The 26,596-nt window shown below is 66.1% G+C and carries 26 protein-coding genes; 23 read left to right on the forward strand and 3 right to left on the reverse strand.

Features of this window, described 5'->3' with window-relative positions; translation table 11 throughout:
- Positions 1-193: 193 nt before the first annotated feature.
- The 6 genes from argS to rho all read left to right on the forward strand — a co-directional run bounded on the left by argS (position 194) and on the right by rho (position 8,996).
- Positions 194-1,846: an arginine--tRNA ligase gene (gene argS / locus VET27_RS24610; RefSeq protein WP_526522400.1), complete on the forward strand. Its 1,653-nt coding sequence runs from the start codon at positions 194-196 to the stop codon at positions 1,844-1,846.
- A gap of 71 nt (positions 1,847-1,917) precedes the next feature.
- Positions 1,918-3,264, forward strand: a complete 1,347-nt coding sequence (gene lysA, locus VET27_RS24615; RefSeq protein WP_526522441.1) for a diaminopimelate decarboxylase — start codon at positions 1,918-1,920, stop codon at positions 3,262-3,264.
- Positions 3,264-4,589: a homoserine dehydrogenase gene (locus VET27_RS24620; protein WP_526522402.1), complete on the forward strand. Its 1,326-nt coding sequence runs from the start codon at positions 3,264-3,266 to the stop codon at positions 4,587-4,589. The genes lysA and VET27_RS24620 overlap by 1 nt, the downstream gene beginning before the upstream one ends.
- Positions 4,586-5,665 (forward strand): threonine synthase, encoded by a 1,080-nt coding sequence (gene thrC, locus VET27_RS24625; RefSeq protein ID WP_526522404.1) that lies wholly within the window; start codon positions 4,586-4,588, stop codon positions 5,663-5,665. The genes VET27_RS24620 and thrC overlap by 4 nt, the downstream gene beginning before the upstream one ends.
- 15 nt (positions 5,666-5,680) lie before the next feature.
- A complete protein-coding gene (gene thrB / locus VET27_RS24630) occupies positions 5,681-6,652 on the forward strand; it encodes a homoserine kinase (RefSeq protein WP_526522406.1) in 972 nt (323 codons plus the stop codon).
- 298 nt (positions 6,653-6,950) lie between these two features.
- Entirely contained in the window at positions 6,951-8,996 is a 2,046-nt protein-coding gene (gene rho / locus VET27_RS24635; protein ID WP_526522408.1) for a transcription termination factor Rho, read from the forward strand.
- Between the two features lie 54 nt (positions 8,997-9,050).
- On the opposite strand, the gene VET27_RS24640 is transcribed toward rho, so the two are convergent.
- Positions 9,051-9,680 (reverse strand): TetR/AcrR family transcriptional regulator, encoded by a 630-nt coding sequence (locus VET27_RS24640; protein ID WP_526522409.1) that lies wholly within the window; start codon positions 9,678-9,680, stop codon positions 9,051-9,053.
- A 137-nt stretch (positions 9,681-9,817) separates the two neighbouring features.
- On the opposite strand from VET27_RS24640, the gene fadD1 reads away from it, so the two are divergent.
- From fadD1 to VET27_RS24720, 16 genes are all read left to right on the forward strand, one after another.
- Complete coding sequence (fadD1, locus tag VET27_RS24645; protein WP_526522411.1) at positions 9,818-11,401, forward strand: fatty-acid--CoA ligase FadD1; 1,584 nt, start codon at positions 9,818-9,820, stop codon at positions 11,399-11,401.
- A gap of 153 nt (positions 11,402-11,554) precedes the next feature.
- A complete protein-coding gene (gene rpmE / locus VET27_RS24650) occupies positions 11,555-11,791 on the forward strand; it encodes a 50S ribosomal protein L31 (RefSeq protein WP_526413560.1) in 237 nt (78 codons plus the stop codon).
- Positions 11,792-11,878: 87 nt separating this feature from the next.
- Entirely contained in the window at positions 11,879-12,958 is a 1,080-nt protein-coding gene (gene prfA, locus VET27_RS24655; RefSeq protein ID WP_526522413.1) for a peptide chain release factor 1, read from the forward strand.
- Positions 12,955-13,797 carry a peptide chain release factor N(5)-glutamine methyltransferase gene (gene prmC / locus VET27_RS24660; protein ID WP_526522414.1) on the forward strand — a complete coding sequence of 281 codons (843 nt, stop codon included), beginning with the start codon at positions 12,955-12,957 and terminating at the stop codon, positions 13,795-13,797. Before prfA ends, prmC begins: the two co-directional genes overlap by 4 nt.
- A gap of 39 nt (positions 13,798-13,836) precedes the next feature.
- Positions 13,837-14,490, forward strand: a complete 654-nt coding sequence (locus VET27_RS24665; RefSeq protein ID WP_526522416.1) for an L-threonylcarbamoyladenylate synthase — start codon at positions 13,837-13,839, stop codon at positions 14,488-14,490.
- 75 nt (positions 14,491-14,565) lie between these two features.
- Positions 14,566-15,738: a glycosyltransferase family 4 protein gene (locus VET27_RS24670; protein WP_526522417.1), complete on the forward strand. Its 1,173-nt coding sequence runs from the start codon at positions 14,566-14,568 to the stop codon at positions 15,736-15,738.
- A gap of 268 nt (positions 15,739-16,006) precedes the next feature.
- Positions 16,007-16,474, forward strand: coding sequence for an ATP synthase subunit I (locus VET27_RS24675; RefSeq protein ID WP_526522419.1), 468 nt, complete (start codon positions 16,007-16,009; stop codon positions 16,472-16,474).
- Positions 16,474-17,256, forward strand: coding sequence for a F0F1 ATP synthase subunit A (atpB, locus tag VET27_RS24680; protein ID WP_526522421.1), 783 nt, complete (start codon positions 16,474-16,476; stop codon positions 17,254-17,256). Before VET27_RS24675 ends, atpB begins: the two co-directional genes overlap by 1 nt.
- Before the next feature lie 70 nt (positions 17,257-17,326).
- Complete coding sequence (locus VET27_RS24685; protein WP_526522422.1) at positions 17,327-17,581, forward strand: F0F1 ATP synthase subunit C; 255 nt, start codon at positions 17,327-17,329, stop codon at positions 17,579-17,581.
- Between the two features lie 9 nt (positions 17,582-17,590).
- On the forward strand, positions 17,591-18,106 hold the full coding sequence (locus VET27_RS24690; RefSeq protein ID WP_526522423.1) for a F0F1 ATP synthase subunit B: 516 nt from the start codon (positions 17,591-17,593) through the stop codon (positions 18,104-18,106).
- Positions 18,107-19,441: a F0F1 ATP synthase subunit B/delta gene (locus VET27_RS24695; protein WP_526522425.1), complete on the forward strand. Its 1,335-nt coding sequence runs from the start codon at positions 18,107-18,109 to the stop codon at positions 19,439-19,441.
- Positions 19,442-19,490: 49 nt separating this feature from the next.
- The gene (gene atpA / locus VET27_RS24700) at positions 19,491-21,140 is read left to right on the forward strand and encodes a F0F1 ATP synthase subunit alpha (protein WP_526522427.1); all 1,650 of its coding nucleotides are present in this window, start codon (positions 19,491-19,493) and stop codon (positions 21,138-21,140) included.
- Between the two features lie 12 nt (positions 21,141-21,152).
- Entirely contained in the window at positions 21,153-22,076 is a 924-nt protein-coding gene (locus VET27_RS24705; protein WP_526522429.1) for a F0F1 ATP synthase subunit gamma, read from the forward strand.
- Positions 22,077-22,121: 45 nt separating this feature from the next.
- The gene (gene atpD / locus VET27_RS24710; RefSeq protein WP_526522430.1) at positions 22,122-23,555 is read left to right on the forward strand and encodes a F0F1 ATP synthase subunit beta; all 1,434 of its coding nucleotides are present in this window, start codon (positions 22,122-22,124) and stop codon (positions 23,553-23,555) included.
- A 29-nt stretch (positions 23,556-23,584) separates the two neighbouring features.
- Entirely contained in the window at positions 23,585-23,950 is a 366-nt protein-coding gene (locus tag VET27_RS24715; RefSeq protein ID WP_526522432.1) for a F0F1 ATP synthase subunit epsilon, read from the forward strand.
- Positions 23,951-23,957: 7 nt separating this feature from the next.
- Positions 23,958-24,404, forward strand: coding sequence for a DUF2550 family protein (locus tag VET27_RS24720; RefSeq protein ID WP_526522434.1), 447 nt, complete (start codon positions 23,958-23,960; stop codon positions 24,402-24,404).
- On the opposite strand, the gene VET27_RS24725 is transcribed toward VET27_RS24720, so the two are convergent.
- Positions 24,401-24,976 carry a cob(I)yrinic acid a,c-diamide adenosyltransferase gene (locus tag VET27_RS24725; protein WP_526522436.1) on the reverse strand — a complete coding sequence of 192 codons (576 nt, stop codon included), beginning with the start codon at positions 24,974-24,976 and terminating at the stop codon, positions 24,401-24,403. The genes VET27_RS24720 and VET27_RS24725 overlap by 4 nt on opposite strands.
- Before the next feature lie 69 nt (positions 24,977-25,045).
- On the opposite strand from VET27_RS24725, the gene murA reads away from it, so the two are divergent.
- A complete protein-coding gene (gene murA / locus VET27_RS24730) occupies positions 25,046-26,299 on the forward strand; it encodes a UDP-N-acetylglucosamine 1-carboxyvinyltransferase (protein WP_526522438.1) in 1,254 nt (417 codons plus the stop codon).
- Between the two features lie 74 nt (positions 26,300-26,373).
- Here murA and VET27_RS24735 read toward each other — a convergent pair.
- On the reverse strand, positions 26,374-26,596 hold a 223-nt coding region (locus tag VET27_RS24735; protein WP_526522440.1), incomplete at its 5' end, for a hypothetical protein.

Consider the following 26,596-nt stretch of genomic DNA (forward strand, 5'->3'; position numbering starts at 1 on the left):
TCGAACCTGCGGCCTTCTGCTCCGGAGGCAGACGCTCTATCCCCTGAGCTACGGGGGCGCAGGTACTGATTTGCTGCGCCTGTGGGCCCCGACAGCCTAACGCATGCTGTTCGGTCCGATCGCCTCCTGGGTGCCGCGCACCTGCACTAAACGATTCGGGCGGTGACCACCTGAGACCATAGGATGGTTGCTCGTGACCCCAGCCGTTCTGGCCGAGCTGCTCAAGACCACCGCTGCCGCGGTACTGGCCGAGCACGGGCTCGACGCTGCCGCCTTGCCGGAGACGGTCGCCGTCGAACGGCCGCGCAATCCGGAGCACGGCGATTACGCCACCAACCTCGCGCTGCAGCTCGCCAAGAAGGTCGGCGTGAACCCGCGTGAGCTGGCCGGCTGGCTGGCGACGGCACTGACGGGCACGGACGGCATCGCCGGGGCCGACGTCGCCGGGCCGGGTTTCGTCAACCTGCGCATCGAGGCATCGGCCCAGGGGGTCGTGGTCGACAACGTCATTCGCGCCGGCGCGGCCTACGGCGGCTCCGAGCAACTCGAGGGCGAGAAGATCAACCTGGAGTTCGTCTCCGCGAACCCGACCGGGCCGATCCACATCGGTGGAACCCGCTGGGCGGCCGTCGGCGACGCCCTCGGGCGCCTCCTCTCGACACAGGGCGCCCAGGTTGTCAGGGAGTACTACTTCAACGACCACGGCACGCAGATCGATCGGTTCGCCAACTCGCTCATCGCGTCGGCGACGGGGGAACCGACCCCCGAGGATGGGTATGCGGGCAGCTACATCGCCGAGATCGCCCAGCAGGTGGTGGCCACCTCTCCCGACGTGCTGAGCCAGTCCGCCGAGCAGCAGCGGGAGACGTTCCGCTCGATTGGCGTCGACCTGATGTTCACCCACATCAAGAAGTCCCTTCACGACTTCGGCACCGACTTCGACATCTATACCCACGAGGACTCGATGCACACGTCGGGACGCGTGGATCAGGCGATCGCGAAACTGCGTGAGACCGGCAACATCTACGAGAAGGATGGGGCAACCTGGTTGCGCACCACCGAGTTCGGTGACGACAAGGATCGGGTCGTCATCAAGAGCGACGGCAATCCGGCCTACATCGCAGGCGATCTGGCGTACTACCTCGACAAGCGCCAACGCGGATTCGACCTCTGCATCTACATGCTCGGTGCCGACCACCACGGGTACATCGCTCGGCTCAAGGCCGCAGCCGCCGCGCTCGGGGACGACCCGGACACCGTCGAGGTGCTGATCGGTCAGATGGTCAATCTGGTGCGCGACGGCCAGCCGATGCGGATGAGCAAGCGCGCGGGCACCGTCATCACCCTGGACGACCTCGTCGAGGCCATCGGCGTGGACGCGGCGCGGTATGTGCTGATCCGCAGCTCCGTCGACACCCCCATCGACATCGACCTCGCCTTGTGGTCGAGCGCCTCGAGTGAGAATCCCGTCTATTACGTGCAATACGCGCATGCGCGGTTGTCGGCGTTGGCCCGCAGTGCGGCCGAACTCGGTCTGGTCGGCAGGACCGAGCACCTCGAACTGCTCACCCACGACCGGGAGGGCACGCTAATGAGAACCCTCGGCGACTTCCCGCGAGTGCTCAAGACTGCTGCCTCACTTCGGGAACCGCACCGGGTGTGCCGGTATCTCGAGGACCTGGCCGGTGACTACCACCGTTTCTACGACTCCTGCCGGGTGCTTCCGCAGGGTGACGAGGAGCCGACGGACCTGCACGCTGCTCGCCTCGCCCTATGCCAGGCTACCCGCCAGGTGGTCGCCAACGGTCTCGAGATCTTGGGCGTGAGCGCTCCGGAGCGCATGTGATGGCCCATCCCGCTGGTCCCCGCCACGCCGAGGACGCCCGCCACGGTGGTGCGCCCGCTTGTCCGCGGACGGTGGGCGAGATGCTCGCACTCGCCCCGAACGTGTGGCCGCGCAACGCCGTTCGCACCGGCGACGGCGGGGTTTTGATCGCGGGCGTGCCCGTCACTCGACTCGCCGCGGACTACGGCACCCCGCTGTTCGTCATCGACGAGGACGACTTCCGGTCCCGCTGCCGCGACATTGCCGCAGCCTTCGGCGGCGGTGAGCACGTCCGGTACGCCGCCAAGGCGTTTCTCTGCAGTGAGATCGCGCGGTGGATCGACGAAGAGGGCTTGTCGCTCGACGTCTGCAGCGGAGGCGAACTCGCCGTCGCGCTGAACGCGAACTTCCCGCCCGAGCGGATTGCCCTGCACGGCAACAACAAATCAGTCGCTGAACTCGCCATGGCAGTGAAGGCGCGCGTCGGCCACGTCGTGCTCGACTCGACGACCGAGATCGACCGCCTCGACGCCATCGCCAGCGACGCGGAAGTCCTTCAGGACGTGCTGGTGCGCGTCACCGTCGGCGTCGAAGCGCACACCCACGAATTCATCTCGACCGCCCACGAAGACCAGAAGTTCGGTCTTTCGCTGGCCAGCGGCGCCGCCATGGACGCCGTCCGGCGGGTGTTCGCCGCCGACCACCTGCGTCTGGTCGGTCTGCACAGTCACATCGGCTCGCAGATCTTCGACGTCGCGGGCTTCGAGCTCGCCGCCCACCGTGTCATCGGATTGCTTCGCGACGTCGTCGCCGAGTTCGGCGTCGAGAAGACCGCACAGATGTCCATCGTCGATCTCGGTGGTGGACTCGGCATCTCCTATCTGCCGCAGGACGATCCGCCTCCGATGGAAGACCTGGCGGCCAAGATCGGCGCCATCGTCGCCCACGAGTCGGCTGCCGTCGGTCTGCCTGCGCCGACGCTGGTCGTCGAGCCGGGCCGCGCCATTGCGGGCCCCGGCACCATCACGCTGTACGAGGTGGGCACCGTGAAGGACGTCGCCGTCAGCCAAACGGCGCACCGCCGCTACGTCAGCGTCGACGGTGGGATGAGCGACAACATCCGGACCTCGCTCTACGCGGCCGAGTACGACGCCCGTCTGGTGTCACGCAGCAGCGAGGGCGCTCCCGCGCTGGCCCGCATCGTCGGAAAGCACTGCGAGAGCGGTGACATCGTCGTCCGCGACACGTGGGTGTCGGACGACATCGCGCCGGGCGACCTGATCGGGGTCGCCGCGACCGGTGCGTACTGCTATTCCATGTCGAGCCGGTACAACCTGCTCGGCCGTCCCGCCGTGGTGGCCGTGCGCGACGGAGTGTCGCGCCTCATTCTGCGCCGCGAAACGGTGGACGATCTCTTGAGCCTGGAGGTGACCAACTAATGGTGGACAACGAGAAGCCGGTCGGTGTAGCGGTTTTGGGACTCGGCAACGTCGGCAGCGAAGTGGTGCGGATCATCGAGGAGAGCGCACCCGACCTCGCGGCCCGGATCGGCGCGCCACTCGAACTGCGCGGAATCGGGGTTCGACGGGTGGCCGCCGACCGCGGCGTGCCAGTCGAGATGCTGACCGACGACGTGGACGCTCTGGTGTCCCGTGACGACGTGGACATCGTCGTAGAGCTCATGGGCCCCGTCGAACCGGCGCGCAAGGCGATCCTCGCCGCCCTGGAGCGCGGCAAGTCTGTGGTCACCGCCAACAAGGCACTGATGGCCCAGTCGACCGGCGAATTGGCGCAGGCCGCTGAAAGGGCCCGCGCCGACCTGTATTTCGAGGCTGCGGTGGCGGGCGCCATCCCTGTCATCCGGCCGCTGACCCAGTCGCTGGCCGGTGACACCGTGCTGCGCGTGGCGGGGATCGTCAACGGCACGACCAACTACATCCTCTCGGCCATGGACGAGACGGGGGCGGACTATGCGTCGGCGCTGGCGGACGCGAGCGCACTCGGCTACGCGGAGGCGGATCCGACGGCCGACGTCGAGGGATTCGACGCCGCGGCAAAGGCCGCGATCCTCGCGTCGATCGCTTTCCACACCAGGGTTACCGCCGACGACGTGTATCGCGAGGGCATCACCAAGGTCAGCGCTGCCGACTTCGAGTCGGCCAGGGCGCTCGGCTGCACCATCAAGCTGCTTGCGATCTGTGAGCGCATCACCAACGACGAGGGACAGCAGCGCGTTTCGGCCCGCGTGTATCCGGCCCTGGTGCCATTGGAGCATCCGCTGGCATCGGTCAACGGGGCGTTCAACGCGGTCGTCGTCGAGGCGGAGGCCGCAGGACGGCTGATGTTCTACGGGCAGGGCGCGGGCGGTGCGCCAACGGCCTCCGCGGTGATGGGCGACCTCGTCATGGCGGCCCGCAACCGGGTGCAGGGCGGCCTCGGACCGCGCGAGTCGAAGTACGCCCAACTGCCGATCGCGCCCATCGGGTTCATCCCGACGCGGTACTACGTCAGCATGAACGTGGCGGATCGGCCGGGCGTGCTGTCTGCCGTCGCCGCCGAGTTCGGCAAGCGTGAGGTCAGCATCGCCGAGGTGCGGCAGGAGGGCATGGTCGATGAGGGGGGCCAGCGGTGCGGTGCCCGCATCGTCGTGGTCACTCATCGGGCTACCGACGCTGCGCTCTCGGAAACGGTTGACGCCCTTGCCGATCTCGACGTCGTCCAGATCATCAACAGCGTTCTGCGCCTGGAAGGAACCGCCGAATGAGCACCAAGACGGCCGTACACCGGCCATGGCCCGGTCTGATCGCCGCCTATCGCGACAGGTTGCCCGTCGAGGACGGCTGGACTCCGATCACGTTGCTGGAGGGCGGCACGCCGCTCATCGACGCCAAGCGGCTCTCCGAACTGACCGGCTGCACGGTGTACTTGAAGGTCGAGGGACTCAATCCCACCGGCTCGTTCAAGGACCGCGGCATGACGATGGCCGTGACAGAGGCGGTGGCTCGTGGCCAGAAGGCGGTTTTGTGCGCGTCCACCGGTAACACGTCGGCCTCGGCGGCGGCGTATGCGGCGCGGGCCGGCATCACCTGCGCGGTGCTCATCCCGCAGGGCAAGATCGCGATGGGCAAACTCGCGCAGGCGGTCATGCACGGCGCCAAGATCATTCAGATCGACGGAAACTTCGACGACTGTCTCGAGCTGGCCCGCAAGTTGACCGCGGACTTCCCGTCGGTGTCGCTGGTGAACTCGGTGAATCCGTACCGGATCGAGGGTCAGAAGACGGCGGCGTTCGAGATCGTCGATGCCCTCGGTGAGGCCCCCGACATTCACGCCCTGCCCGTCGGCAACGCGGGGAACATCACCGCGTACTGGAAGGGCTATACCGAGTATCACCGCGATGGGCTGACGGAGAAGCTGCCCCGCATGCTCGGAACCCAGGCTGCGGGTGCGGCTCCCTTGGTGTTGGGTGAGCCCGTCGCAAAACCCGAAACCATCGCCACCGCCATCCGGATCGGCTCGCCGGCGTCGTGGAACTCGGCCGTCGAGGCGCAGCAGCAGTCGAACGGCCGGTTCTTGGCCGCGACCGACGAGGAGATTCTCGCCGCCTATCACCTGGTGGCGCGCAGCGAAGGAGTGTTCGTCGAGCCCGCGTCGGCGGCCAGCATCGCAGGCTTGCTGAAGTCCATCGACGACGGTTGGGTGCAGAAGGGCTCCATCGTGGTGTGCACGGTCACCGGCAACGGACTGAAGGACCCCGACACGGCACTGAAGGAACTGCCTCCCGTCACGGCCATCGCCGTGGACCCCATTGCCGTCGCGGCCGAGCTCGGCTTGGTCTAGCGGAGTGAACCGTTGGTGATTCAGACCCTGCCCGCTGGACTGGCCGCCACCTCCATCGTGGCCGCGTCGAGCGCCAATCTCGGCCCTGGCTTCGATAGCCTTGGCTTGGCGCTGAGCCTGTACGACGAAATCTATGTGGAGACAACCGAATCCGGTCTTCACGTCGACGTCGAAGGGGAGGGCGCGGGCGAGGTTCCGCTGGATTCTTCTCATCTGGTGGTGCGCGCCATCGAGCACGGCCTGCAGACGGCGGGGGTGTGCGCCCGCGGACTGATCGTCCGCTCGCGCAACGCGATCCCGCACTCGCGTGGACTCGGCTCGTCGGCCGCTGCCGTCGTCGGCGGACTCGCGGCAGCGAACGGCCTTGTTGCGCAATTTGATTGGCCCCCAATGTCGGATGGCGACCTCATTCAGCTGTCCTCGGAGTTCGAAGGACATCCCGACAACGCCTCGGCGGCCGTCCTCGGCGGCACGGTGGTGTCGTGGACCGAGGGTGAGGGTCCGCTACTGCGGTACGCCGCCGCCAAGTTGCGTTTGCATCCGGACATCCACCTCTTTACTGCCATTCCCGAGGTGCGTTCGTCGACGGCGGAGACGCGCGCAGTGCTTCCCAGCCACGTCAGTCACGTCGACGCGCGTTTCAATCTGAGTAGGGCCGCGCTGATGGTGGTCGCCCTCACCGAACGCCCTGATCTGCTGATGGCGGCCTCCGAGGACCGCCTGCATCAGCCGCAGCGTGCGACGGCGATGCCCGCCTCCGCGGAATATCTCGAGATACTGCGCCGTTGTGGTGTAGCGGCGGTGCTCTCTGGCGCCGGGCCTGCAGTCATCGCGTTCAGCACCGAGCCGGAGCTGCCGGTGGAGGCCGCGGAGTACGGCGCGGTGCACGGGTTCTCCGTCAAGGAAATGTCGGTCGGCCAGCATGTTCGCTGGGCGCCGGCCGAAGCAGTTTCCGGCGGCATCCGGTTCAAGACCGGGGCTGTGTAGTTGACACGCTTCACACCAGAATCAGGCGTGTTTCTTGCTTCCAGCGACGATGCGGGTTATCCTCGCTCTCGTCCAGCAATCGCACGTCTGTGCCTGCGCCTACACTAGGACGACTACCAATCCTTCTCATGGATGACGGTTCTCCGCACGTCGGCGAATCCCAGCGATCACCGTTGCATCAGCAATGGTTGCACAGGCAATGGTGGGACCAAGGCATTCAGTAGCCGGCATCCAGTGGATCAGCTGAATGCGACGAACCCTCGCAGAATCGGATCAGCGAGGGAAAGAAAGGAAATCCGTGACTGATACGGACCTCATCACGGCTAGTGGCAGCAGCGACGACGTCGAGCTGTCGAACACCGTGAATTCATCCACCGTGGAAGCGGTTTCGGCTGCGTCGGTCGAGTCGGCCGCAGCGCCGACCACGGTAGGCACGTCGGGCGCCGTTTCGGCCTCGGGCGACCGCCCGACCTCCCTGACCGCCATGGTGCTACCCGATCTCCGGGCACTCGCCGGCCAGCTCGGCGTCAAGGGCTCCTCGGGCATGCGCAAGAGCGAGCTGATCGCTGCCATCCGTGAGCATCGCGGTGAGACCAACGGTGCGGGCACCGGGGCGACGCAAGCCGCCGAGCCCGAGCCGGTTGCCGATCAGTCTGCACCGGCGGCCGACGTCGCCACCGCAGACGCCCCCGAACAGTCCGCGCCCCCGCGCCGCGAGCGCCGTGGCGCTTCGCGTGGCGCCGGTGCAGCGGGCGACACGCAGGAGTCCGGTGGGCAGGCTGCCCAGGAGAAGCCTCAGCAAAAGGCTCCCGAAGCGAAGGCCCCGACCGAGGCGAAGGCCCCCGCGGAGAAGATCGCTGACAAGGCGGGAAGGGGCGACAAGACCGCCAACGACAAGACCGCCGGTGACAAGAGGGACTCTGCCCAATCCGACGGCCCGCGCAACAACGACCGTCAGAACAGGGGCAACGACGGTGGCGGCAACAACAACGGCAACCGCGGCAACAACGCCAATGCCAACAACAATCAGAACGCCAACAACAACGACGATGACGACGATGGCGACGGACGTCAGGGCAGGCGTGGTCGCCGGTTCCGCGATCGCAGGCGGCGTGGCGAGCGCGGCGACGCCCAGGGCGGCGGCAACAACGACCGCGACACCGAGCTGCGTGAAGACGACGTCGTCCAGCCCGTCGCGGGCATCCTCGACGTCCTGGACAACTACGCGTTCGTCCGCACCTCCGGTTACCTGGCCGGTAGCAACGACGTCTACGTCTCCATGAACATGGTCCGCAAGAACGGCCTGCGCCGCGGAGACGCGATCACGGGCGCCGTTCGCGTAGCCCGCGAGGGCGAGGGCGGCGGCGGTAACAGTGGCCAGAACCCGCGGCAGAAGTTCAACCCGCTGGTGCGCCTCGACTCCGTCAACGGCGGGCCCGTGGAGGACGCCAGGAACCGCCCGGAATTCGGCAAGCTGACCCCGCTCTACCCGAATCAGCGACTGCGTCTGGAGACCACTCCCGACAGGTTGACCACGCGCGTCATCGACCTGATCATGCCGATCGGCAAGGGACAGCGTGCGTTGATCGTCTCGCCGCCCAAGGCGGGCAAGACGATGATTCTGCAGAGCATCGCCAATGCGATCACCACCAACAACCCGGAGTGCCACCTGATGGTGGTGCTGGTCGACGAGCGACCCGAAGAGGTCACCGACATGCAGCGCTCTGTGAAGGGTGAGGTCATCGCCTCGACCTTCGACCGGCCGCCGTCAGACCACACCGCTGTCGCGGAACTGGCCATCGAGCGTGCCAAGCGCCTCGTCGAGCAGGGCAAGGACGTCGTCGTATTGCTCGACTCCATCACCCGGCTCGGACGCGCCTACAACAACGCGTCGCCGGCCTCCGGCCGCATCCTCTCCGGTGGCGTCGACTCGACGGCGCTGTACCCGCCGAAGCGCTTCCTCGGTGCGGCCCGGAACATCGAGGACGGTGGCTCGTTGACGATCATCGCGACCGCGATGGTCGAGACCGGTTCCACCGGTGACACCGTCATCTTCGAGGAGTTCAAGGGCACCGGCAACGCCGAGATCAAGCTCGACCGCAAGATCGCGGAGCGTCGCGTCTTCCCCGCGGTGGACGTCAACCCGTCGGGTACCCGCAAGGACGAGTTGCTGCTCTCCAGTGACGAGTTCGCGGTCGTGCACAAGCTACGGCGGGTGCTGTCGGGGCTGGACTCGCACCAGGCGATCGACCTGCTGATGAGCCAGCTGCGCAAGACGAAGAACAACTACGAGTTCCTGGTCCAGGTCTCCAAGACCACGCCTCAGAACATGGATTCCGACTAAGTAGTCGGACCGCGAGAGCCCCCGAACGCCACCAGGCGTCGGGGGCTTTTCGCGTCATTGACTGGAACCCGGCGCCGGATCAGCCCGCAGACCGGGCATGACGTAGCGGCGTACGTGCACGAGCACCGCGTCGTGGTCGGCGGGGTCGAGCTGGTGACCGGGCACCGTGGCCAGTGAAAGCAGCACCCGAGCGACCCACTCCGACGCTTCCGCGATGTTCACCTCGGCGTGGATCTCACCGCGATCCCGCGCGGCGAGTAGGTATCTGGACCAGAACTCCCCCAGGTCTGGCACCAGTCCCAGAACACCCGCACCCGCACACGCCGCGAACTCCTCCGGCTCTTCCATTCGGAGTTTCATCAGCAGCGCGCCCGGATCGGCGTAGGCCGACCGACCGTGACGGATACCTGCCGCGATCTGCTCGTCCAAGCCGTCAATCCGTTCCAGCATGGCGTGCGATTCCGACCAGTACGCGTCGTTGAGTCGCACGATGGCCGCACCGAGAAGTGAGTTCTTGTCGGGAAAGTGCCGATACAGCCAGCCCCTGGAAACGCCGGCAACCTCGGCCACCTCGGACACGGTCGTCGAACGAATGCCCTTCGCGCGCAAACACACTTCGGCTGCATCGATGAGCCGATCCCGCACGCTCTTGGATGCCGGCCGGGGTGCGGTGGCGCTCGTCAACGGTGGACTCCTGTTCGTTTCACAGCGCGGCGGGGTGGGACCGATGCATTCTGCCTGTTGCCAGACGGTACCGTGTGCCAGGTCGGCGGTAGACACTTTCTAGATTCTGTTCACACTAGGGACCGAGGTAGCCAACGATGGCGGACACACTCCAGCAGTTGCTTCGAATGAGAGCCGATCAGGACACGGTCGCCGTCAAGCACGGTGACGCGTCGTGGACGTGGCGCGAACACATCGCCGCGGCGAGTGCACAGGCGGCCGCCGTCATCGCGGCAGCGGAGCCGTCCCGCCCGTTGCACGTCGGCGCACTCATGGGCAACACCCCGGACATGCTGACCGCGTTGGCAGCGGCGGGCCTCGGCGGATACGTCCTGTGCGGCATCAACACCACGCGCCGCGGGGACGCACTGGCCCGCGACATCGCGCGCGTCGACTGTCAGCTCGTCCTCACCACCCCCGACCATCGCCACCTGCTCGATCGCGTGGACCTGCCCGGCGTCGCAGTGATCGACGTGAGCACCGACGACTGGGCGCAACGGGTCGACGCCGCGCCCGCACTGGTGCCGCATCGCGAGGTCGGGCCCGACGACACGTTCATGATGATCTTCACCTCCGGTACCAGCGGTGAACCCAAGGCGGTCGAAGTGCCGCACGCGATGGTGCTGTTCGCCGGGAGCGCGCTCGTCGAGCGGTACGGCCTCGACGGCTCCGACGTGTGCTATCTGGCGATGCCGTTGTTCCACTCGAACGCCGTGTATGCGGGCTGGAGCGTGGCCCTCGGAGCTGGTGCCGCCATGGTCCCCGCCGCGTTCTCTGCGTCCCGCTTCCTGCCGGACGTCCGCAGGCACGGAGCGACCTACATGAACTACGTGGGCAAGCCGCTGGCCTACATCCTCGCCATGCCCGAAAAGCCCGACGACCGTGAGAACCCGCTGCGGATCGCGTTCGGGAACGAGGCGGCTGACCGCGACATCGAGGAGTTCGGCCGCCGCTTCGGTTGCGCGGTGTGGGACGGCTTCGGTTCGACCGAGACGGCCGTCATCATCACCCGGCCGGACGATTGTCCGCCGGGTTCGATCGGCAAGGGCTTCCCCGGCGTCGCCATCTACGACCCGGAGACCTTCGTCGAGTGTGACGTCGCGCAGTTCGAAGAGACGGGCGCCCTGCTCAACGCCGACGCGGCGACGGGGGAGTTGGTCAACACCAGCGGGAGCGGGCTGTTCCGCGGGTATTACAACGATCCGGGAGCCACCGACCAGCGTCTGCGTCACGGGATGTACTGGTCCGGGGACCTTGCCTACCGGGATGCCGACGGGTGGATCTACCTCGCTGGTCGCACGGCTGACTGGATGCGGGTCGACGGCGAGAACCTCACCACCGCCCCCATCGAACGGATTCTGTTGCGACTCAACGCGATCAGTCGGGTGGCGGTGTATCCGGTGCCCGACGAACACGTCGGTGACCAGGTGATGGCCGCGATCGTGCTGCGCGACGACGCCGAACTGCGTCCCGAGGCGTTCGAGGACTTCCTGAAGGCTCAGCGGGATCTGTCCCCGAAGGCCTGGCCGCGCTACGTATGGGTGGCCGAGGACCTACCGAGTACCGCCACCAACAAGATTCTCAAGCGAGAGTTGATCACCCGCGGAGTCGATCCGGCAGGTCGCGTTCTGTGGAAGCGTGACGGCACTCGATTCCTCGATGCGTCGGTCAGCCCGGCCTGACGCCCGCGGAATAGGCCCCGGTGCGTCGGCGTTTAGGAGGTTGGCGGCTGACCTGGCATAATCGACCGTCGACCCCTCGGTTCCGGTTCACGTCTGAAGACTCAGGTCAGTGATTTCAGGCGACCCGGCGGCCAACTATTGAAGAGGACCAACATGAAATCGGGTATCCACCCCAACTACGTAGAGACCACCGTGGTCTGTGGCTGCGGAAACAGCTTCCAGACGCGTAGCACCAAGGAGAGCGGCCACATCGTGGTCGAGGTCTGCTCCCAGTGCCACCCCTTCTACACCGGCAAGCAGAAGATCCTCGACAGCGGCGGCCGCGTGGCCCGCTTCGAGAAGCGCTACGGAAAGCGCACCACCGGCGAGAAGGCCGCAACCGACAAGTAAGTCAGCCAAACGGCGCCCGTTCCGATGCATTCGTGCCAGGGACGGGCGTCGCTTGCGTTCTGCTGAGCATTCGGAAGGGAGGGCACGGTGGCAGGTACCGATGCCGCGACGAGAGTCGATGCGCTGCTCGCCGAGCACGCCGACCTCGAACGTCAGCTCTCCGACCCCGCCCTCCACGCCGATGCGGGCGCGGCCCGCAGGGTGGGTCGCCGGTTCGCGCAGTTGGCGCCGATCGTGTCCACCCACCGCAAGTTGGAGACCGCCCGCGGTGACCTCGAGGCTGCCCGCGAACTCGCGACCGAGGATGCATCGTTCGCCGCCGAAGTGCCCGACCTGGCCGCCCGGGTCGACGAACTCGAGCAACAGCTCAGCGATCTACTGGCGCCACGCGACCCGCACGACGGGGACGACGTGGTCATGGAGGTGAAGTCGGGGGAGGGCGGCGAGGAGTCGGCGCTGTTCGCCGCCGACCTCGCCCGCATGTACATCCGCTACGCCGAGCGTCACGGCTGGAACGTGACGGTGCTCGACGAGACCTACTCCGATCTGGGTGGGTACAAGGACGCCACCCTCACGATCGCCAGCAAGGGCGACGCCGCCGACGGCGTCTGGTCACGGCTGAAGTTCGAAGGTGGCGTCCACCGCGTACAGCGAGTGCCGGTGACCGAGTCTCAGGGACGGGTGCACACCTCGGCCGCGGGCGTCCTCGTCTATCCGGAGCCCGAAGACGTGGCCGAGGTGTCCATCGACGAGTCGGATCTGCGCATCGACGTCTACCGGTCCTCGGGCAAGGGTGGCCAGGGCGTCAACACCACCGACTCCGCGGTCCGCATCACGCATCTACCGACCGGCATCGTCGTCACCTGCCAGAACGAGCGCTCGCAGCTTCAGAACAAGGCCCGCGCGATGGTCGTGCTGGCTGCGCGACTGCAGGCGCTCGCCGAGGAGCAGGCGTCGGCTGACGCGTCGGCCGACAGGGCCAGTCAGATCCGCACCGTCGACCGCAGCGAACGCATCCGCACCTACAACTATCCCGAGAACCGGATCACCGATCACCGCATCGGCTTCAAGGCGCACAACCTCGACCAGGTTCTCGACGGGGACCTCGATCCGATGTTCGACGCGCTGGCCGCTGCCGACAGACAAGCCAGGCTGCAGGAGACATGACACGGCTGCGGCGGGCCATCGACGAGGCGGCCGGCGCGCTGGCGCAGGCGGGCATCGACAGCGCCCACGTCGATGCCGAACTCCTCGCCGCGCACACCGCGGGCGTCGATCGCGGCCTCCTGCGGTTTCACGATCCCGACGAACACTTCTACGACAGCTACCGCACCGTCGTCGACGCGCGCTCACGCCGAATTCCCCTGCAGCACTTGACCGCGTCGGCTGCGTTCGGGCCGATCGTCCTCGAAGTCGGTCCGGGTGTGTTCATCCCGCGTCCCGAAACCGAGTCGCTGCTGGAATGGGCGCTCGAGCAACCGCTTCCGCGAGCACCCGTGATCGTCGACCTGTGCACCGGGTCGGGGGCGCTCGCCGCGGTGCTGGCGGACGCGACGCCCGGTGCTCACGTCATCGCGGTCGAGGACTCCGCCGAGGCGCTTGGCTACGCGCGGCGCAACTGCGCAGGCCGCGACGTCGAGCTCGTCGAAGCCGACGTCACCGTTCCTGGACTGCTCGGCGAGCACGACGGTGCCGTGGACCTGCTGGTGTCGAACCCGCCCTACATCCCCGACGACGCCGTGCTGGATCCCGAAGTGGCCGAGCACGATCCGGCCCACGCACTGTTTGGCGGGCCCGACGGAATGCGCGTCATCGGCCCGATCGTCACGCTGGCCGCCGGGCTGCTGCGCCCCGGCGCGTGCGTCGCCGTCGAACACGACGACGACACCGCCGCGCCGACCGTGGCGTTGTTCGAGGAGTCCGGCGCCTTCACCGACGTGACGTCGCGTCGCGATCTTGCCGGTCGCCCCCGGTTCGTCACGGCGAGGCGGAAGGGTTCAGGCTAGGGACCATGAGGGGCAGCGAGACGCGGAGCGGGATCGCGCATGAGTGAGGTATTCGACTGCGCAGACGCGGCCCAGCGGCCGGTCGGCATAGCATCGGCGATCAGTGCGCTCAAGGGCGGCCGTCTGGTGGTGTTGCCCACCGACACGGTCTACGGCATCGGCGCCGACGCGTTCGACGGGGCAGCCGTCGCGGCACTGCTCTCCGCCAAGGGCCGCGGTCGCGACATGCCGGTACCAGTTCTCGTGGGTTCGTGGCACACCATCGACGGTCTGGTGTACTCGGTGCCCGAATCGGCCAGACAACTCATTCGCGCCTTCTGGCCGGGGGCGCTGAGCCTGGTCGTGCAGCAAGCGCCGTCATTGCAGTGGGACCTTGGCGATGCGCAGGGCACGGTGATGCTGCGCATGCCACTGCATCCGGTTGCGATCGAGCTCCTGCGCGAGGTCGGGCCAATGGCGGTCTCGAGCGCCAACATCTCCGGCAGGCCCGCTGCCGTCACGGCCGCGGATGCGCGCGATCAGCTCGGTGACCTGGTCGAGGTCTACCTCGAGGCCGGGCCGTCCGTCCAGGGCTCGGCGTCGACGATCGTCGATCTGACCGGCGCCCAACCCCGCGTGCTGCGTGAGGGACCCGTCACCGCCGCGGCCATCGCCGACGTCCTCGGACTCGAGGCGGAGACACTGACGACCTGACGTCGGGGGCGGCCCAGCGAACGTCCGCGGGGCGACGGCGTCGTGGTCTCAGGTCGGTCCAGTACATTTCACCGCGTGGAGGGCCTGCTCGCATTGTCGGACCGCGGTGCCGGCGTGCCGCTGCGCGAGCTCGCGCTCGTCGGGCTGACGGCGGCGATCGTCACGTACTTCGCGACGGGCTGGGTGCGTGCCCTCGCTACCCGCCTCGGAGCCGTCGCCTACCCGCGCCAGCGTGACGTCCACGTGCAGCCGACACCGCGGATGGGTGGACTGGCGATGTACGTCGGCATCGTCGCCGCGGTGCTCCTCGCGTCGCAACTTCCCGCGCTGACGCGCGGTTTCGTCTATTCGTCCGGCATGCCCGCCGTCGTCGTGGCGGGTGGGCTGATCATGGTGATCGGCCTGATCGACGACCGGTGGGGGCTTGACGCCCTCACCAAGTTCGCGGGCCAGATCACCGCCGCCAGCGTGCTGGTCACGATGGGTGTGGCGTGGAGCGTGCTGTACATCCCGATCGGCGGCGTCGGCACCATCGTGCTCGACCAGGTGACGTCGATCCTGCTGACCTTGGCGCTGACCGTGTCGATCGTCAACGCCATGAACTTCGTCGACGGCCTCGACGGGCTGGCCGCGGGCCTGGGGCTCATCACTGCGGCGGCGATCTGCATCTTCTCCGTCGGACTGCTACGGGACCACGGCGGCGACGTGCTGTTCTACCCGCCCGCCGTGATCTCGGTGGTGCTGGCGGGCGCCTGTCTGGGATTCCTGCCGCACAACTTCCACCCGGCCAAGATCTTCATGGGCGACTCCGGTTCGATGCTCATCGGACTGATGCTCGCGGCGGCGTCGACCACCGCCGCGGGGCCGATCTCCCAGAACGCCTATGGCGCACGCGACGTCTTCGCGCTGCTGTCGCCGTTCCTCTTGGTCGTCGCGGTGATGTTCGTGCCCGCCCTCGACATGTTGCTGGCCATCGTGCGCCGCACCCGCGCGGGACGTAGCCCCTTCAGCCCGGACAAGATGCATCTGCATCACCGGCTGCTCCAGATCGGTCACTCGCACCGACGGGTGGTGCTGTTGATCTACATGTGGGTGGGCATCGTCGCTCTCGGCGCGGCCAGCACGATCTTCTTCGACCCTCGCTACACGGGCGCGGTCATGTTGGCGGCCATCGTGGTTGCCGTCGTCATCACCCTGATTCCACTGCTACGAAGGGGTGGAGAAGTTCCCAGCGAGCTCTCAGACTAGGGTGTACGACGCAAAGTAGTAGTACCCGGTTTAGGCTGCCTACCATGTGGTACGGTGCTGGCAGAACCCGAAAAACCTCGCGGGTTGCCGGCCCGGCCCATCGGTTTTGCACGAGCCGATCGGTGCCGATGTACGACCGACAAAGGGAGCTACCCCCTGGGGTGATTCCAGCGCGACCGACGCCCTCCGATACGCTCAGCGGGCACGCGCCGGATCATTGATTGTCAAAGGGGACAGCTTCCGTGAGAGCGTGGATTGAGGTGAGTCAGTGACCACGCCAGCGCAGGACGCGCCGTTGGTGTTCCCATCCGTGGCATTCCGGCCGATGCGTCTTCTGGTCGTCTGCGTGGCGCTTACCGGACTGGCCCTCCTGGCGTCCGGATTCATCGGCCACATCTTCTTTGGAGCGTTCTTCGGCGTGGGTCTGGGCCTGGGTTTGCTCAACGCGCTAATGGTGCGTCGCGCCGTCGAGTCGATCACGGCCGAGGAGCATCCGCTCAAGAAGAAGATGGCAGTCAATTCCGCGATGCGGTTGCTGGTAATCACGGCCATCGGTTTGACGATCGCCATCGTGTTCAAGAAGCATGACGGCCTCGCCGTGCTCTTCGGGCTCGCGATCTTCCAGGCGGTGCTGGTGATCAGCACCAGCATCCCCGTGATGAAGAAGATCCGCGCCAACGGCTTGGACCTCGCAGAAGTTTCCGCATCGGATTCGAAGGATAGAGCTGACGGTTGATGATTGAGACTGTTGTCGCCGAAGGGGCGATCCACGTCGGGGTCCACGAACCCCTTTGGCATCTGTTCGGTATGACGATCAACGGCGACACGGTGATCAGCACCACGATCGCCGGGGTCATCGTGATCGCACTGGCGTTCTTCCTGAAGGCCAAGGTCACCTCGACCGGGGTGCCCGGCGGAGTGCAGTTGTTCTTCGAAGCCATCACCATTCAGATGCGCCAGCAGGTCGAGGCCGCGATCGGCATGAAGATCGCCCCGTTCGTGTTGCCGCTCGCGGTCACCATCTTCGTGTTCATCCTGGTGTCCAACTGGTTGGCAGTGCTTCCGGTTCAGTACGGCGGCGCCGACGGTGCCGCAGGCGAACTGATCAAGGCGCCCGCTGCGGACATCAACTACGTGCTGGCGCTCGCCGCGTTCGTGTTCATCTGCTACCACGCCGCAGGCGTATGGCGCCGTGGCGCGTGGGGCCACGTCAAGAAGCTGTTCAAGGGACACGTCACGCTGATGGCGCCGATCAACATCGTCGAGGAGATCGCCAAGCCGATCTCGTTGTCGCTGCGACTCTTCGGCAACATCTTCGCCGGTGGCATCCTCGTTTCGCTGATCGCGTTGTTCCCCTGGTACATCCAGTGGGCACCCAACGCCATCTGGAAGACGTTCGACCTCTTCGTCGGCCTGATCCAGGCCTTCATCTTCGCGCTGCTGACGATCCTGTACTTCAGCCAGTCGATGGAACTGGATCACGACGATCACGACACCAAAGAGGAAGCGCACCACTAAGAAGCCCGAACGACCCGTACTACCAGCAGTCCTGGTGGTAACACCACCAGTTACCAAGGAGGAATAAGGAATGGATCCAAACGCCCTCATCACGGCCGGTGCTCTAATCGGCGGTGGATTGATCTTGGGTGGCGGCGCAATCGGCGCGGGTATCGGCGACGGCATCGCCGGTAACGCACTGATCTCCGGCATCGCACGGCAGCCCGAAGCTCAGGGTCGCCTGTTCACGCCGTTCTTCATCACCGTCGGTCTGGTGGAGGCCGCATACTTCATCAACCTCGCGTTCATGGCGCTGTTCGTCTTCGCCACGCCGGGCCTGCAGTAGTCCGACAGCATGGGTGAACTGAGCGCAACGATCCTGGCGGCCAGCCAGGCGGCAGGAGCAGAAGGCGGCGGGGGCAGTAACTTCCTGATCCCCAACGGCACCTTCTTCGTCGTGCTGATCATCTTCCTGATCGTCCTCGGCGTGATTACGAAATGGGTTGTGCCACCGATCAGTAAGGTCCTCGCCGAGCGGGAGGCCATGCTGGCCAAGACCGCCGCGGACGCTCGCAAGTCGGCTGAACAGGTCGCGGCGGCGGAAGCCGATTACGACCAGGCAATGGCCGGGGCGCGTACCGAGGCGTCGTCGATCCGCGACGAGGCTCGTGCATCTGGTCGACAGGTCATCGACGAGAAGCGAGCCGAGGCCAGCGGTGAGGTGGCAGAGACCGTTCGCGAGGCGGATGCAGAACTGTCCGGACAGCGTTCGTCGACGCAGTCCGCACTCGAATCGTCGGTCGACGGCCTGTCTGCCACGTTGGCGAGCCGCATCCTCGGCGTTGACGTGAATTCAGGCGGGAGCCGCTAAATGTCGACATTCATCGGTCAGCTGATCGGTTTCGCGGTCATCGTCTACATCCTGTGGCGCTTCGTCGTGCCGCCGTTGAAGGCGTTGATGCAGAAGCAGCAGGACGCGGTGCGCACGGCGCTTGCCGACAGCGCCGAGGCGGCGCAGAAGCTCGCCGACGCCGACGCCATGCACGCCGAGGCGCTGGCAGACGCGGAGGCGGAGTCTTCGAAGGTGACCGACGAGGCCCGGCAGGACTCGGAGCGCATCGCCAGCCAACTGCAGGAGCAGGCAGGCGTCGAAGCCGAACGACTCAAGGTCCAAGGTGCGCAACAGGTTCAGCTGATGCGGCAGCAGCTCATCCGGCAGCTGCGGCAGGGCCTCGGCCAAGAGTCGGTCCAGAAGGCCGACGAGCTGGTACGCGCACACGTTGCCGAACCCGCCGCACAGGCGGCGACGGTCGACCGCTTCCTCGACGAGCTCGATGAGATGGCACCGTCGTCCGCGACGATCGAGACGGGTGCCTCGGCGCGACTTCGCGCCGCCAGCCGCGCCGCGCTCGCAGCGCTCACTAGCGAATTCGACGACGTGGCAGGCAACCTCGGGTCGCCGGGGTTGACCACACTTGCCGACGAACTCGGGTCGGTGGTCGCACTGCTGATCGCTCAACCGAGCCTCACCAAGCACCTGGCCGAGCCCACCGACGACGCGGACGCCAAGGTGCGCCTCGTCGACAGGCTGTTCTCGGGCAAGGTCGACGAACACACGGCGAAGCTGCTGCGGACGGCCGCGTCACAGCGGTGGTCCGCGGAGGCCGACCTGGTCGATGGGGTCGAGCACACGGCCCGTCTCGCCCTGCTGAAGCGCGCCGAGGTCGAAGACGAGGTCGACGAGGTCGAGGATCAGCTCTTCCGCTTCGGTCGCGTCTTGGACGCGGAGCCACGCCTTTCCGCGGCGCTCAGCGACCACACGACGCCGGCGAGCGGTCGTATCGGACTGCTGGACAAGGTCATCGATGGCTCGGGTGTGACTGGCACCGCCGCTGCGCTTCTGTCTCAGACGATCGGGCAGCTTCGTGGTGAACGAGCCGACGAGGCCGTCGTGGATCTGGCCGAGCTCGCGGTGGCCCGACGCGGCGAGGTCGTCGCACACGTCAGTGCCGCCGCAGACCTGACCGATGCCCAGCGCACTCGGCTGGTCGAGTTGTTGACGCGGATCTACGGACACCCGGTGTCCGTCCAGCTCCACGTCGATCCCGAACTGCTCGGCGGTCTTTCGATCACCATCGGTGACGAGGTGATCGACGGCTCCATCGCATCCCGCCTGGCTGCCGCACAGACCCAGCTGCCCGACTGACCCGAACAGACTCACCACCGAAAATCAAAAGGTAGGAAGACGAAACATCATGGCAGAGTTGACAATCTCCGCTGCTGACATCGAAGGTGCCGTCGAGGAGTACGTATCCTCGTTTTCCGCCGATACCGAGCGCGAAGAGATCGGCACAGTCGTCGACGCCGGTGACGGCATCGCACACGTTGAGGGCCTGCCCTCGGTCATGACGCAGGAACTCCTCGAGTTCCCCGGCGGCGTGCTCGGTGTGGCACTGAACCTCGACGAGCACAGCATCGGCGCGGTAATCCTCGGCGACTTCGAGAAGATCGAACAGGGCCAGCAGGTCAAGCGGACCGGCGAGGTGCTCTCAGTGCCCGTCGGCGATGCCTTCCTGGGTCGTGTGGTGAACCCGCTGGGCCAGCCGATCGATGCGCAGGGTGACATCGCCACCGATACCCGGCGTGCACTGGAACTCCAAGCGCCGTCCGTCGTTCAGCGACAGGGCGTCTCCGAGCCGTTGCAGACCGGCATCAAGGCCATCGATGCGATGACTCCGATCGGTCGCGGCCAGCGCCAGCTGATCATCGGCGACCGCAAGACCGGCAAGACCGCGGTCTGCGTCGACACGATCCTCAACCAGCGGGCAGCGTGGGAGACCGGTGACCCCACGCAGCAGGTGCGCTGCGTGTACGTCGCGATCGGCCAGAAGGGCACCACGATCGCGAGCGTCAAGCGCGCGCTCGAAGAGGGCGGTGCGATGGAGTACACCACCATCGTGGCCTCTCCCGCGTCTGACCCCGCCGGCTTCAAGTGGCTGGCGCCCTACACCGGTTCGGCTATCGGCCAGCACTGGATGTACGACGGCAAGCACGTTCTGATCGTCTTCGACGACCTCACCAAGCAGGCCGAGGCGTACCGCGCGATCTCGCTGCTGCTGCGCCGCCCGCCGGGCCGCGAGGCCTACCCGGGTGACGTGTTCTACCTGCACTCGCGCCTGCTGGAACGTTGCGGCAAGCTCAACGACGAACTGGGCGCAGGCTCGATGACCGGGCTGCCGATCATCGAGACCAAGGCCAACGACATCTCGGCCTACATCCCGACCAACGTCATCTCGATCACCGACGGCCAGTGCTTCCTCGAGACCGACCTGTTCAACCAGGGTGTTCGTCCGGCGGTCAACGTCGGCGTCTCGGTGTCGCGCGTCGGTGGTGCCGCCCAGATCAAGGCCATGAAAGAGGTGGCGGGAAGTCTCCGCTTGGACCTGTCGCAGTACCGCGAGCTGGAGGCCTTCGCGGCCTTCGCCTCCGACCTGGACGCGACGTCGAAGGCTCAGCTCGAGCGCGGCGCGCGTCTGGTGGAGTTGCTCAAGCAGCCGCAGTACAGTCCGCTGTCGGTCGAGGAGCAGGTCGTCGCGATCTTCCTGGGCACCAAGGGTCATCTGGATTCGGTTCCGGTGGAAGACGTTCAGCGTTTCGAGACCGACTTCCTCGAGCACGTGAAGGCCAGCCACGACGCCGTCTTCAAGGGCATCCGGGAGAGCAAGAAGCTCCCGGAGGATGCCGAGGAGGCGCTGGTCAAGATCGTCAACGACTTCAAGAAGGGCTTCGCCGCCACCGACGGTAGCTCCGTGGTCGTCAACGAGGCGGAGACGGACGCGATGGACCCCGAGGACGTGGACAAGGAATCGGTCAAGGTCCGCAAGCCGGCACCGAAGAAGAAGTAGGCAGGCGACTACATGGCAGCCACACTGCGCGAGTTGCGCGGACGCATCCGCTCCGCCGGGTCGATCAAGAAGATCACCAAGGCCCAGGAGCTGATCGCGACGTCGCGGATCGCCAAGGCGCAGGCCCGAGTCCAGGCGGCTCGGCCCTACTCAGAAGAGATCACGAACATGCTGACCGAGCTAGCGGGGGCCAGTGCGCTGGACCACCCGCTGCTCGTCGCGCGGGAGACGCCCAAGCGGGCCGGCGTGCTGGTGGTGTCGTCGGACCGTGGTCTCTGCGGCGGCTACAACGCCAACGTGCTGCGTCAGTCCGAGGAGCTCTTTGCGCTGTTGCGGGAGGAGGGCAAGACGCCCGTGATCTATGCGGTCGGTCGAAAGGCTTTGGGCTACTACCAGTTCCGCGACCGCGACGTCTCACAGTCATGGACGGGCTTCTCCGAGCGGCCGACGTACGAGCAGGCCCGTGAGATCGCGGACACGCTCGTCACGGCGTTCATGGCTGGCGCTGACGACGACGGAGACGATCCTGGCGCCGACGGCATCCTCGGCCTAGACGAATTGCACATCGTCTTCACCGAGTTCAAGTCGATGCTGTCGCAGTCGGCGGTGGCCCGGCGGATTGCGCCGATGGTGATCGAATATGTCGGTGAGCCGGAGACCGGTCCGCAGACACTCTTCTCCTTCGAGCCCAACGCCGAGTCGCTGTTCGACGCACTGCTCCCGCGTTACGTCGCCACCCGCGTGTACTCGGCCCTTCTCGAGGCGGCGGCATCGGAGTCGGCGTCGCGTCGGCGAGCGATGAAGTCGGCGACGGACAACGCCGATGACCTGATCAAGGCGTTGACGCTGGAAGCCAACCGCGAGCGACAAGCTCAGATCACCCAGGAAATCAGCGAGATCGTCGGTGGCGCGAACGCGCTCTCCGACGCCAAGTAGTCCTCGATGGACAGATCCCCGGAAGCGAAGAGAAGCGAAGAGAAAATGACTGCCACCGCAGAAGATTCCAAGACCGCAGGTCGCGTGGTCCGTATCACCGGCCCAGTCGTTGACGTCGAGTTCCCGCGCGGTTCCGTGCCGGAACTGTTCAACGCGCTCCACGCCGAGATCTCCTACAAGGAGATGGCCAAGACGCTGACCCTCGAAGTCGCCCAGCACCTCGGCGACAACCTGGTGCGCACCATTTCCATGCAGCCCACCGATGGACTGGTTCGCGGCGTCGAGGTCACCGACACGGGCGCGTCGATCTCGGTGCCCGTCGGCGACGGCGTCAAGGGGCACGTGTTCAACGCCCTCGGCAATTGCCTCGATGAGCCTGGCTACGGCGAGGACTTCGATCACTGGTCGATCCACCGCAAGCCGCCGCCATTCGCGGAGCTGGAACCGCGCACCGAGATGCTGGAGACCGGCCTCAAGGTCGTCGACCTGCTGACCCCGTATGTGCGCGGCGGCAAGATCGCCCTGTTCGGTGGTGCAGGCGTCGGCAAGACGGTGCTCATCCAGGAGATGATCAACCGCATCGCCCGAAACTTCGGTGGTACATCGGTGTTCGCAGGCGTGGGGGAGCGGACCCGCGAGGGCAACGATCTCTGGGTCGAGCTCGCCGACGCCAACGTGCTCAAGGACACCGCGCTGGTGTTCGGTCAGATGGACGAGCCGCCCGGCACCCGTATGCGGGTCGCTCTGTCGGCGCTGACCATGGCGGAGTACTTCCGCGATGAGCAGAAGCAGGACGTGTTGTTGTTCATCGACAACATCTTCCGGTTCACCCAGGCCGGCTCCGAGGTCTCCACGCTGCTCGGCCGGATGCCGTCCGCGGTGGGTTACCAGCCCACGCTGGCCGACGAGATGGGCGAGCTGCAGGAGCGCATCACGTCGACCCGTGGTCACTCCATCACCTCGATGCAGGCGGTCTACGTGCCCGCCGACGACTACACGGACCCGGCCCCCGCGACGACGTTTGCCCACTTGGACGCCACCACGGAGCTTTCCCGGGCGGTGTTCTCGAAGGGCATCTTCCCGGCGGTGGACCCGCTGGCGTCGAGTTCGACGATCCTGCAGCCGAGCGTCGTGGGCGACGAGCACTACCGCGTTGCCCAAGAGGTCATTCGAATCCTGCAGCGCTACAAGGACCTCCAGGACATCATCGCGATCCTCGGTGTCGACGAACTGTCCGAAGAGGACAAGGTGCTGGTCTACCGCGCCCGCAAGATCGAGCGGTTCCTCAGCCAGAACATGATGGCGGCCGAGCAGTTCACCGGGCAGCCAGGCTCTACAGTGCCGCTCAAGGAAACCGTCGAGGCCTTCGACAAACTGGCGAAGGGCGAGTTCGACCACCTGCCCGAGCAGGCGTTCTTCCTCATCGGCGGCTTGGAAGATCTGGCCAAGAAGGCCGAGAGTCTCGGCGCGAAGTTGTGACCCTCCTTCAAGCCGAGAGGCGGTGACCGATGGCTGAAATCCACGTAGAGATCGTGGCCGTCGAGCGCGAGTTGTGGTCGGGCGACGCGACATTCGTCTTTACCCGCACCACGGCAGGCGAGATTGGCATCCTGCCCCGGCACATTCCGCTGGTGGCTCAACTGGTCGACGACGCCATGGTGCGTGTCGAGCGGGAGGGTGAAGACGACCTTCGCATCGCCGTCGACGGAGGCTTCTTGTCCGTCACGGAGGAAGCCGTTCGCGTCCTGGTCGAGAACGCCGAATTCGAGTCGGAGATCAATGCCGACGAGGCCAAACAGGACTCCGAATCGGACGACGAGCGCACCGCGGCGTGGGGCAGGGCGCGGTTGCGCGCCCTAGGCGAGCTCGACTGAGTTCGCGATGAGCGCGTCCATGATGATCATGGTCGCGCTGGTCGGCGTGTTGTTGCTGGTCGTCGTCGCGCTCACCTATCGGCTATGGAAGTTGCGTCAGGTCGGCGGTTCCGCGGCGATTCTGCGTGACGTCCCCGCAGTCGGCGGGCACGGTTGGCGTCACGGGGTGGTGCGTTATCGCGGCGGCGAGGCAGGTTTCTACCGGTTGTCGAGCCTGCGGTGGTGGCCTGACCGTCGGCTCTCCCGGCGCGGCATCGAAGTGGTGTCGCGTCGTGCACCGCGGGGCGACGAGTTCGACATCATGAGTGCCGAGATCGTGGTTCTCGAACTGCGCGACACTGGTCCGGAAAGTCGCAGAGGGTACGAGATCGCCCTCGACCGTGGCGCTTTGACCGCGTTCACCTCGTGGCTCGAGTCACGGCCGTCCCCCCGCGCACGCAGGCGGCCGAACTAGCGCGCGGGACCGCCGGGCTGCCAGAGCACGTCGCCGTCGGGGTTCGCGACGCGCGACAGGATGAACAGCAGATCCGACAGCCGGTTGAGGTACTTGGCGGGCAGCACGGTAACCGAATCGCCGTGGACGTCGATCGCCCGCCATGCCGAGCGCTCCGCTCGTCGCGCCACCGTCCGTGCGACGTGCAGCAGCGCCGACAACGCGGTCCCACCCGGCAGCACGAACGAATTCAGTGCCGGTAGCGGTTCGTTGAACTCGTCGCACCAGTTCTCGAGTCGGTCGACGTAGTCCTGGGTGATTCGCAGTGGGGGATGTTCGGGGTTCTCGACCACGGGTGTGGACAGGTCGGCGCCTGCGTCGAAGAGGTCGTTCTGGATCTGCCGCAGCACGCCAAGGATCCGCTCGTCGGGGGCGCCCAACGAGACCGCCACGCCGATCGCGGCGTTCGTCTCATCGCAGTCGGCGTAGGCCGCGAGCCGGGGGTCGTTCTTCGACACTCTGCTGAAATCGCTGAGCCCGGTGGATCCGTCGTCGCCTGTTCGGGTGTAGATGCGGGTCAGATGGACGGCCATGAGAAGACCGTACCCGGGGCGAGTGGGCGAAACAGACTTCAGACGCCTCCGCTGTTTACACTGAGCGCCGTGAGTGAGCGATTCGTGGTGACCGGTGGTGCCCGGTTGTCAGGCGAAGTTGCCGTCGGGGGAGCAAAGAACAGTGTGCTGAAACTGATGGCCGCATCGCTTCTGGCAGAGGGCACCAGCACCATCACGAACTGTCCCGACATCCTCGACGTACCGCTGATGGCGGAGGTGCTCCGAGGTCTCGGGGCCACTGTCGAGCTCGACGGCGACATCGTCCGGATCACCTCACCCGACGAGTTGAAGTACGACGCGGACTTCGCGGCGGTACGCCAGTTCCGCGCCTCGGTGTGCGTCCTTGGCCCCCTCGTTGGGCGGTGCAAGAAGGCCAAGGTGGCGCTACCGGGTGGTGACGCGATCGGTTCGCGACCGCTCGACATGCACCAAGCGGGCCTGCGACAACTCGGCGCCCGCTGCAACATCGAGCACGGCTGCGTGGTGGCCGAGGCAGACCACCTGCGGGGCGCGGAGATTCAACTCGAGTTTCCGTCGGTCGGCGCCACCGAGAACATCCTGATGGCCGCGGTTCTTGCCGAGGGCGTCACGACGATCCACAACGCGGCACGTGAGCCCGACGTGGTGGACCTCTGCACGATGCTCAATCAGATGGGCGCCCTGATCTCCGGGGCGGGCTCGTCGACCATGACGATCACGGGGGTCGATCGACTCCATCCCACCGAGCATCGCGTGATCGGTGATCGCATCGTGGCTGCCACCTGGGGTATCGCCGCCGCGATGACTCGCGGCGACATCTCGGTGACGGGAGTCGACCCGCAGCACCTGCAGCTAGTGCTCCACAAGCTGCACGACGTCGGCGCCACCGTGACACAGGACGACAACGGGTTCCGCGTCGTCCAGTACGAACGACCGAAGGCCGTGAACATGGCCACGCTGCCGTTCCCGGGGTTCCCGACGGATCTGCAGCCGATGGCGATCGGACTGGCAAGCATTGCCGACGGAACGTCGATGATCACCGAGAACGTCTTCGAGGCTCGCTTCCGGTTCGTGGAGGAGATGATCCGGCTCGGTGCCGACGCGCGGACGGACGGTCACCATGCAGTCGTCCGCGGTATCCCGCAGCTCTCGAGTGCGCCGGTATGGGCGTCGGACATCCGAGCCGGCGCCGGCCTGGTGCTGGCCGGACTGGTTGCAGACGGCGACACCGAGGTGCACGACGTGTTCCACATCGATCGCGGCTACCCGTTGTTCGTCGAGAACCTCGTCAGCCTGGGCGCCGAAATCGAGCGCGTGACATAGCTTTTCGATCAAAACCACCGTTTGGCGTGCGGGTTTGGGATATGGGCCATCCCGGGGTAGTCTCTATTCAGTGCCTACGGCCCCGGTCGAAAAACCGGAAGGACGAGGATTGACGTCACCGCCACTATGAAGTACAGTGGCAGGGTTGCCTGAAATCCGGGTGTGTTGTTTGAGAACTCAATAGTGTGTTTGGTGGTTTTTGTTTGTTGTTTTTGGCCATCCTCGTGGGGGACTCCTCGTCTTCCTTTGGTGGGGGTGGCTTGTTTTTTTGATGCCAGTTTTTGGTGTCTTTTTGTT

The organism is Mycobacterium sp. (genome assembly GCF_035633495.1).
Lineage (GTDB): Bacteria > Actinomycetota > Actinomycetes > Mycobacteriales > Mycobacteriaceae > Mycobacterium.

Excerpts from the sequence above, each read along its gene's own strand:
- VET27_RS24690 (WP_526522423.1), top strand. The coding sequence starts at position 17,591 with ATGGGTGAACTGAGCGCAACGATCCTGGCGGCCAGCCAGGCGGCAGGA.
- thrC (WP_526522404.1), top strand. The coding sequence starts at position 4,586 with ATGAGCACCAAGACGGCCGTACACCGGCCATGGCCCGGTCTGATCGCC.
- atpA (WP_526522427.1), top strand. The coding sequence starts at position 19,491 with ATGGCAGAGTTGACAATCTCCGCTGCTGACATCGAAGGTGCCGTCGAG.
- VET27_RS24720 (WP_526522434.1), top strand. The coding sequence starts at position 23,958 with ATGAGCGCGTCCATGATGATCATGGTCGCGCTGGTCGGCGTGTTGTTG.
- atpD (WP_526522430.1), top strand. The coding sequence starts at position 22,122 with ATGACTGCCACCGCAGAAGATTCCAAGACCGCAGGTCGCGTGGTCCGT.
- VET27_RS24620 (WP_526522402.1), top strand. The coding sequence starts at position 3,264 with ATGGTGGACAACGAGAAGCCGGTCGGTGTAGCGGTTTTGGGACTCGGC.
- VET27_RS24705 (WP_526522429.1), top strand. The coding sequence starts at position 21,153 with ATGGCAGCCACACTGCGCGAGTTGCGCGGACGCATCCGCTCCGCCGGG.
- atpB (WP_526522421.1), top strand. The coding sequence starts at position 16,474 with ATGATTGAGACTGTTGTCGCCGAAGGGGCGATCCACGTCGGGGTCCAC.
- VET27_RS24725 (WP_526522436.1), bottom strand. The coding sequence starts at position 24,976 with ATGGCCGTCCATCTGACCCGCATCTACACCCGAACAGGCGACGACGGA.
- VET27_RS24715 (WP_526522432.1), top strand. The coding sequence starts at position 23,585 with ATGGCTGAAATCCACGTAGAGATCGTGGCCGTCGAGCGCGAGTTGTGG.
- VET27_RS24685 (WP_526522422.1), top strand. The coding sequence starts at position 17,327 with ATGGATCCAAACGCCCTCATCACGGCCGGTGCTCTAATCGGCGGTGGA.
- fadD1 (WP_526522411.1), top strand. The coding sequence starts at position 9,818 with ATGGCGGACACACTCCAGCAGTTGCTTCGAATGAGAGCCGATCAGGAC.
- VET27_RS24695 (WP_526522425.1), top strand. The coding sequence starts at position 18,107 with ATGTCGACATTCATCGGTCAGCTGATCGGTTTCGCGGTCATCGTCTAC.
- prmC (WP_526522414.1), top strand. The coding sequence starts at position 12,955 with ATGACACGGCTGCGGCGGGCCATCGACGAGGCGGCCGGCGCGCTGGCG.
- VET27_RS24665 (WP_526522416.1), top strand. The coding sequence starts at position 13,837 with ATGAGTGAGGTATTCGACTGCGCAGACGCGGCCCAGCGGCCGGTCGGC.
- rpmE (WP_526413560.1), top strand. The coding sequence starts at position 11,555 with ATGAAATCGGGTATCCACCCCAACTACGTAGAGACCACCGTGGTCTGT.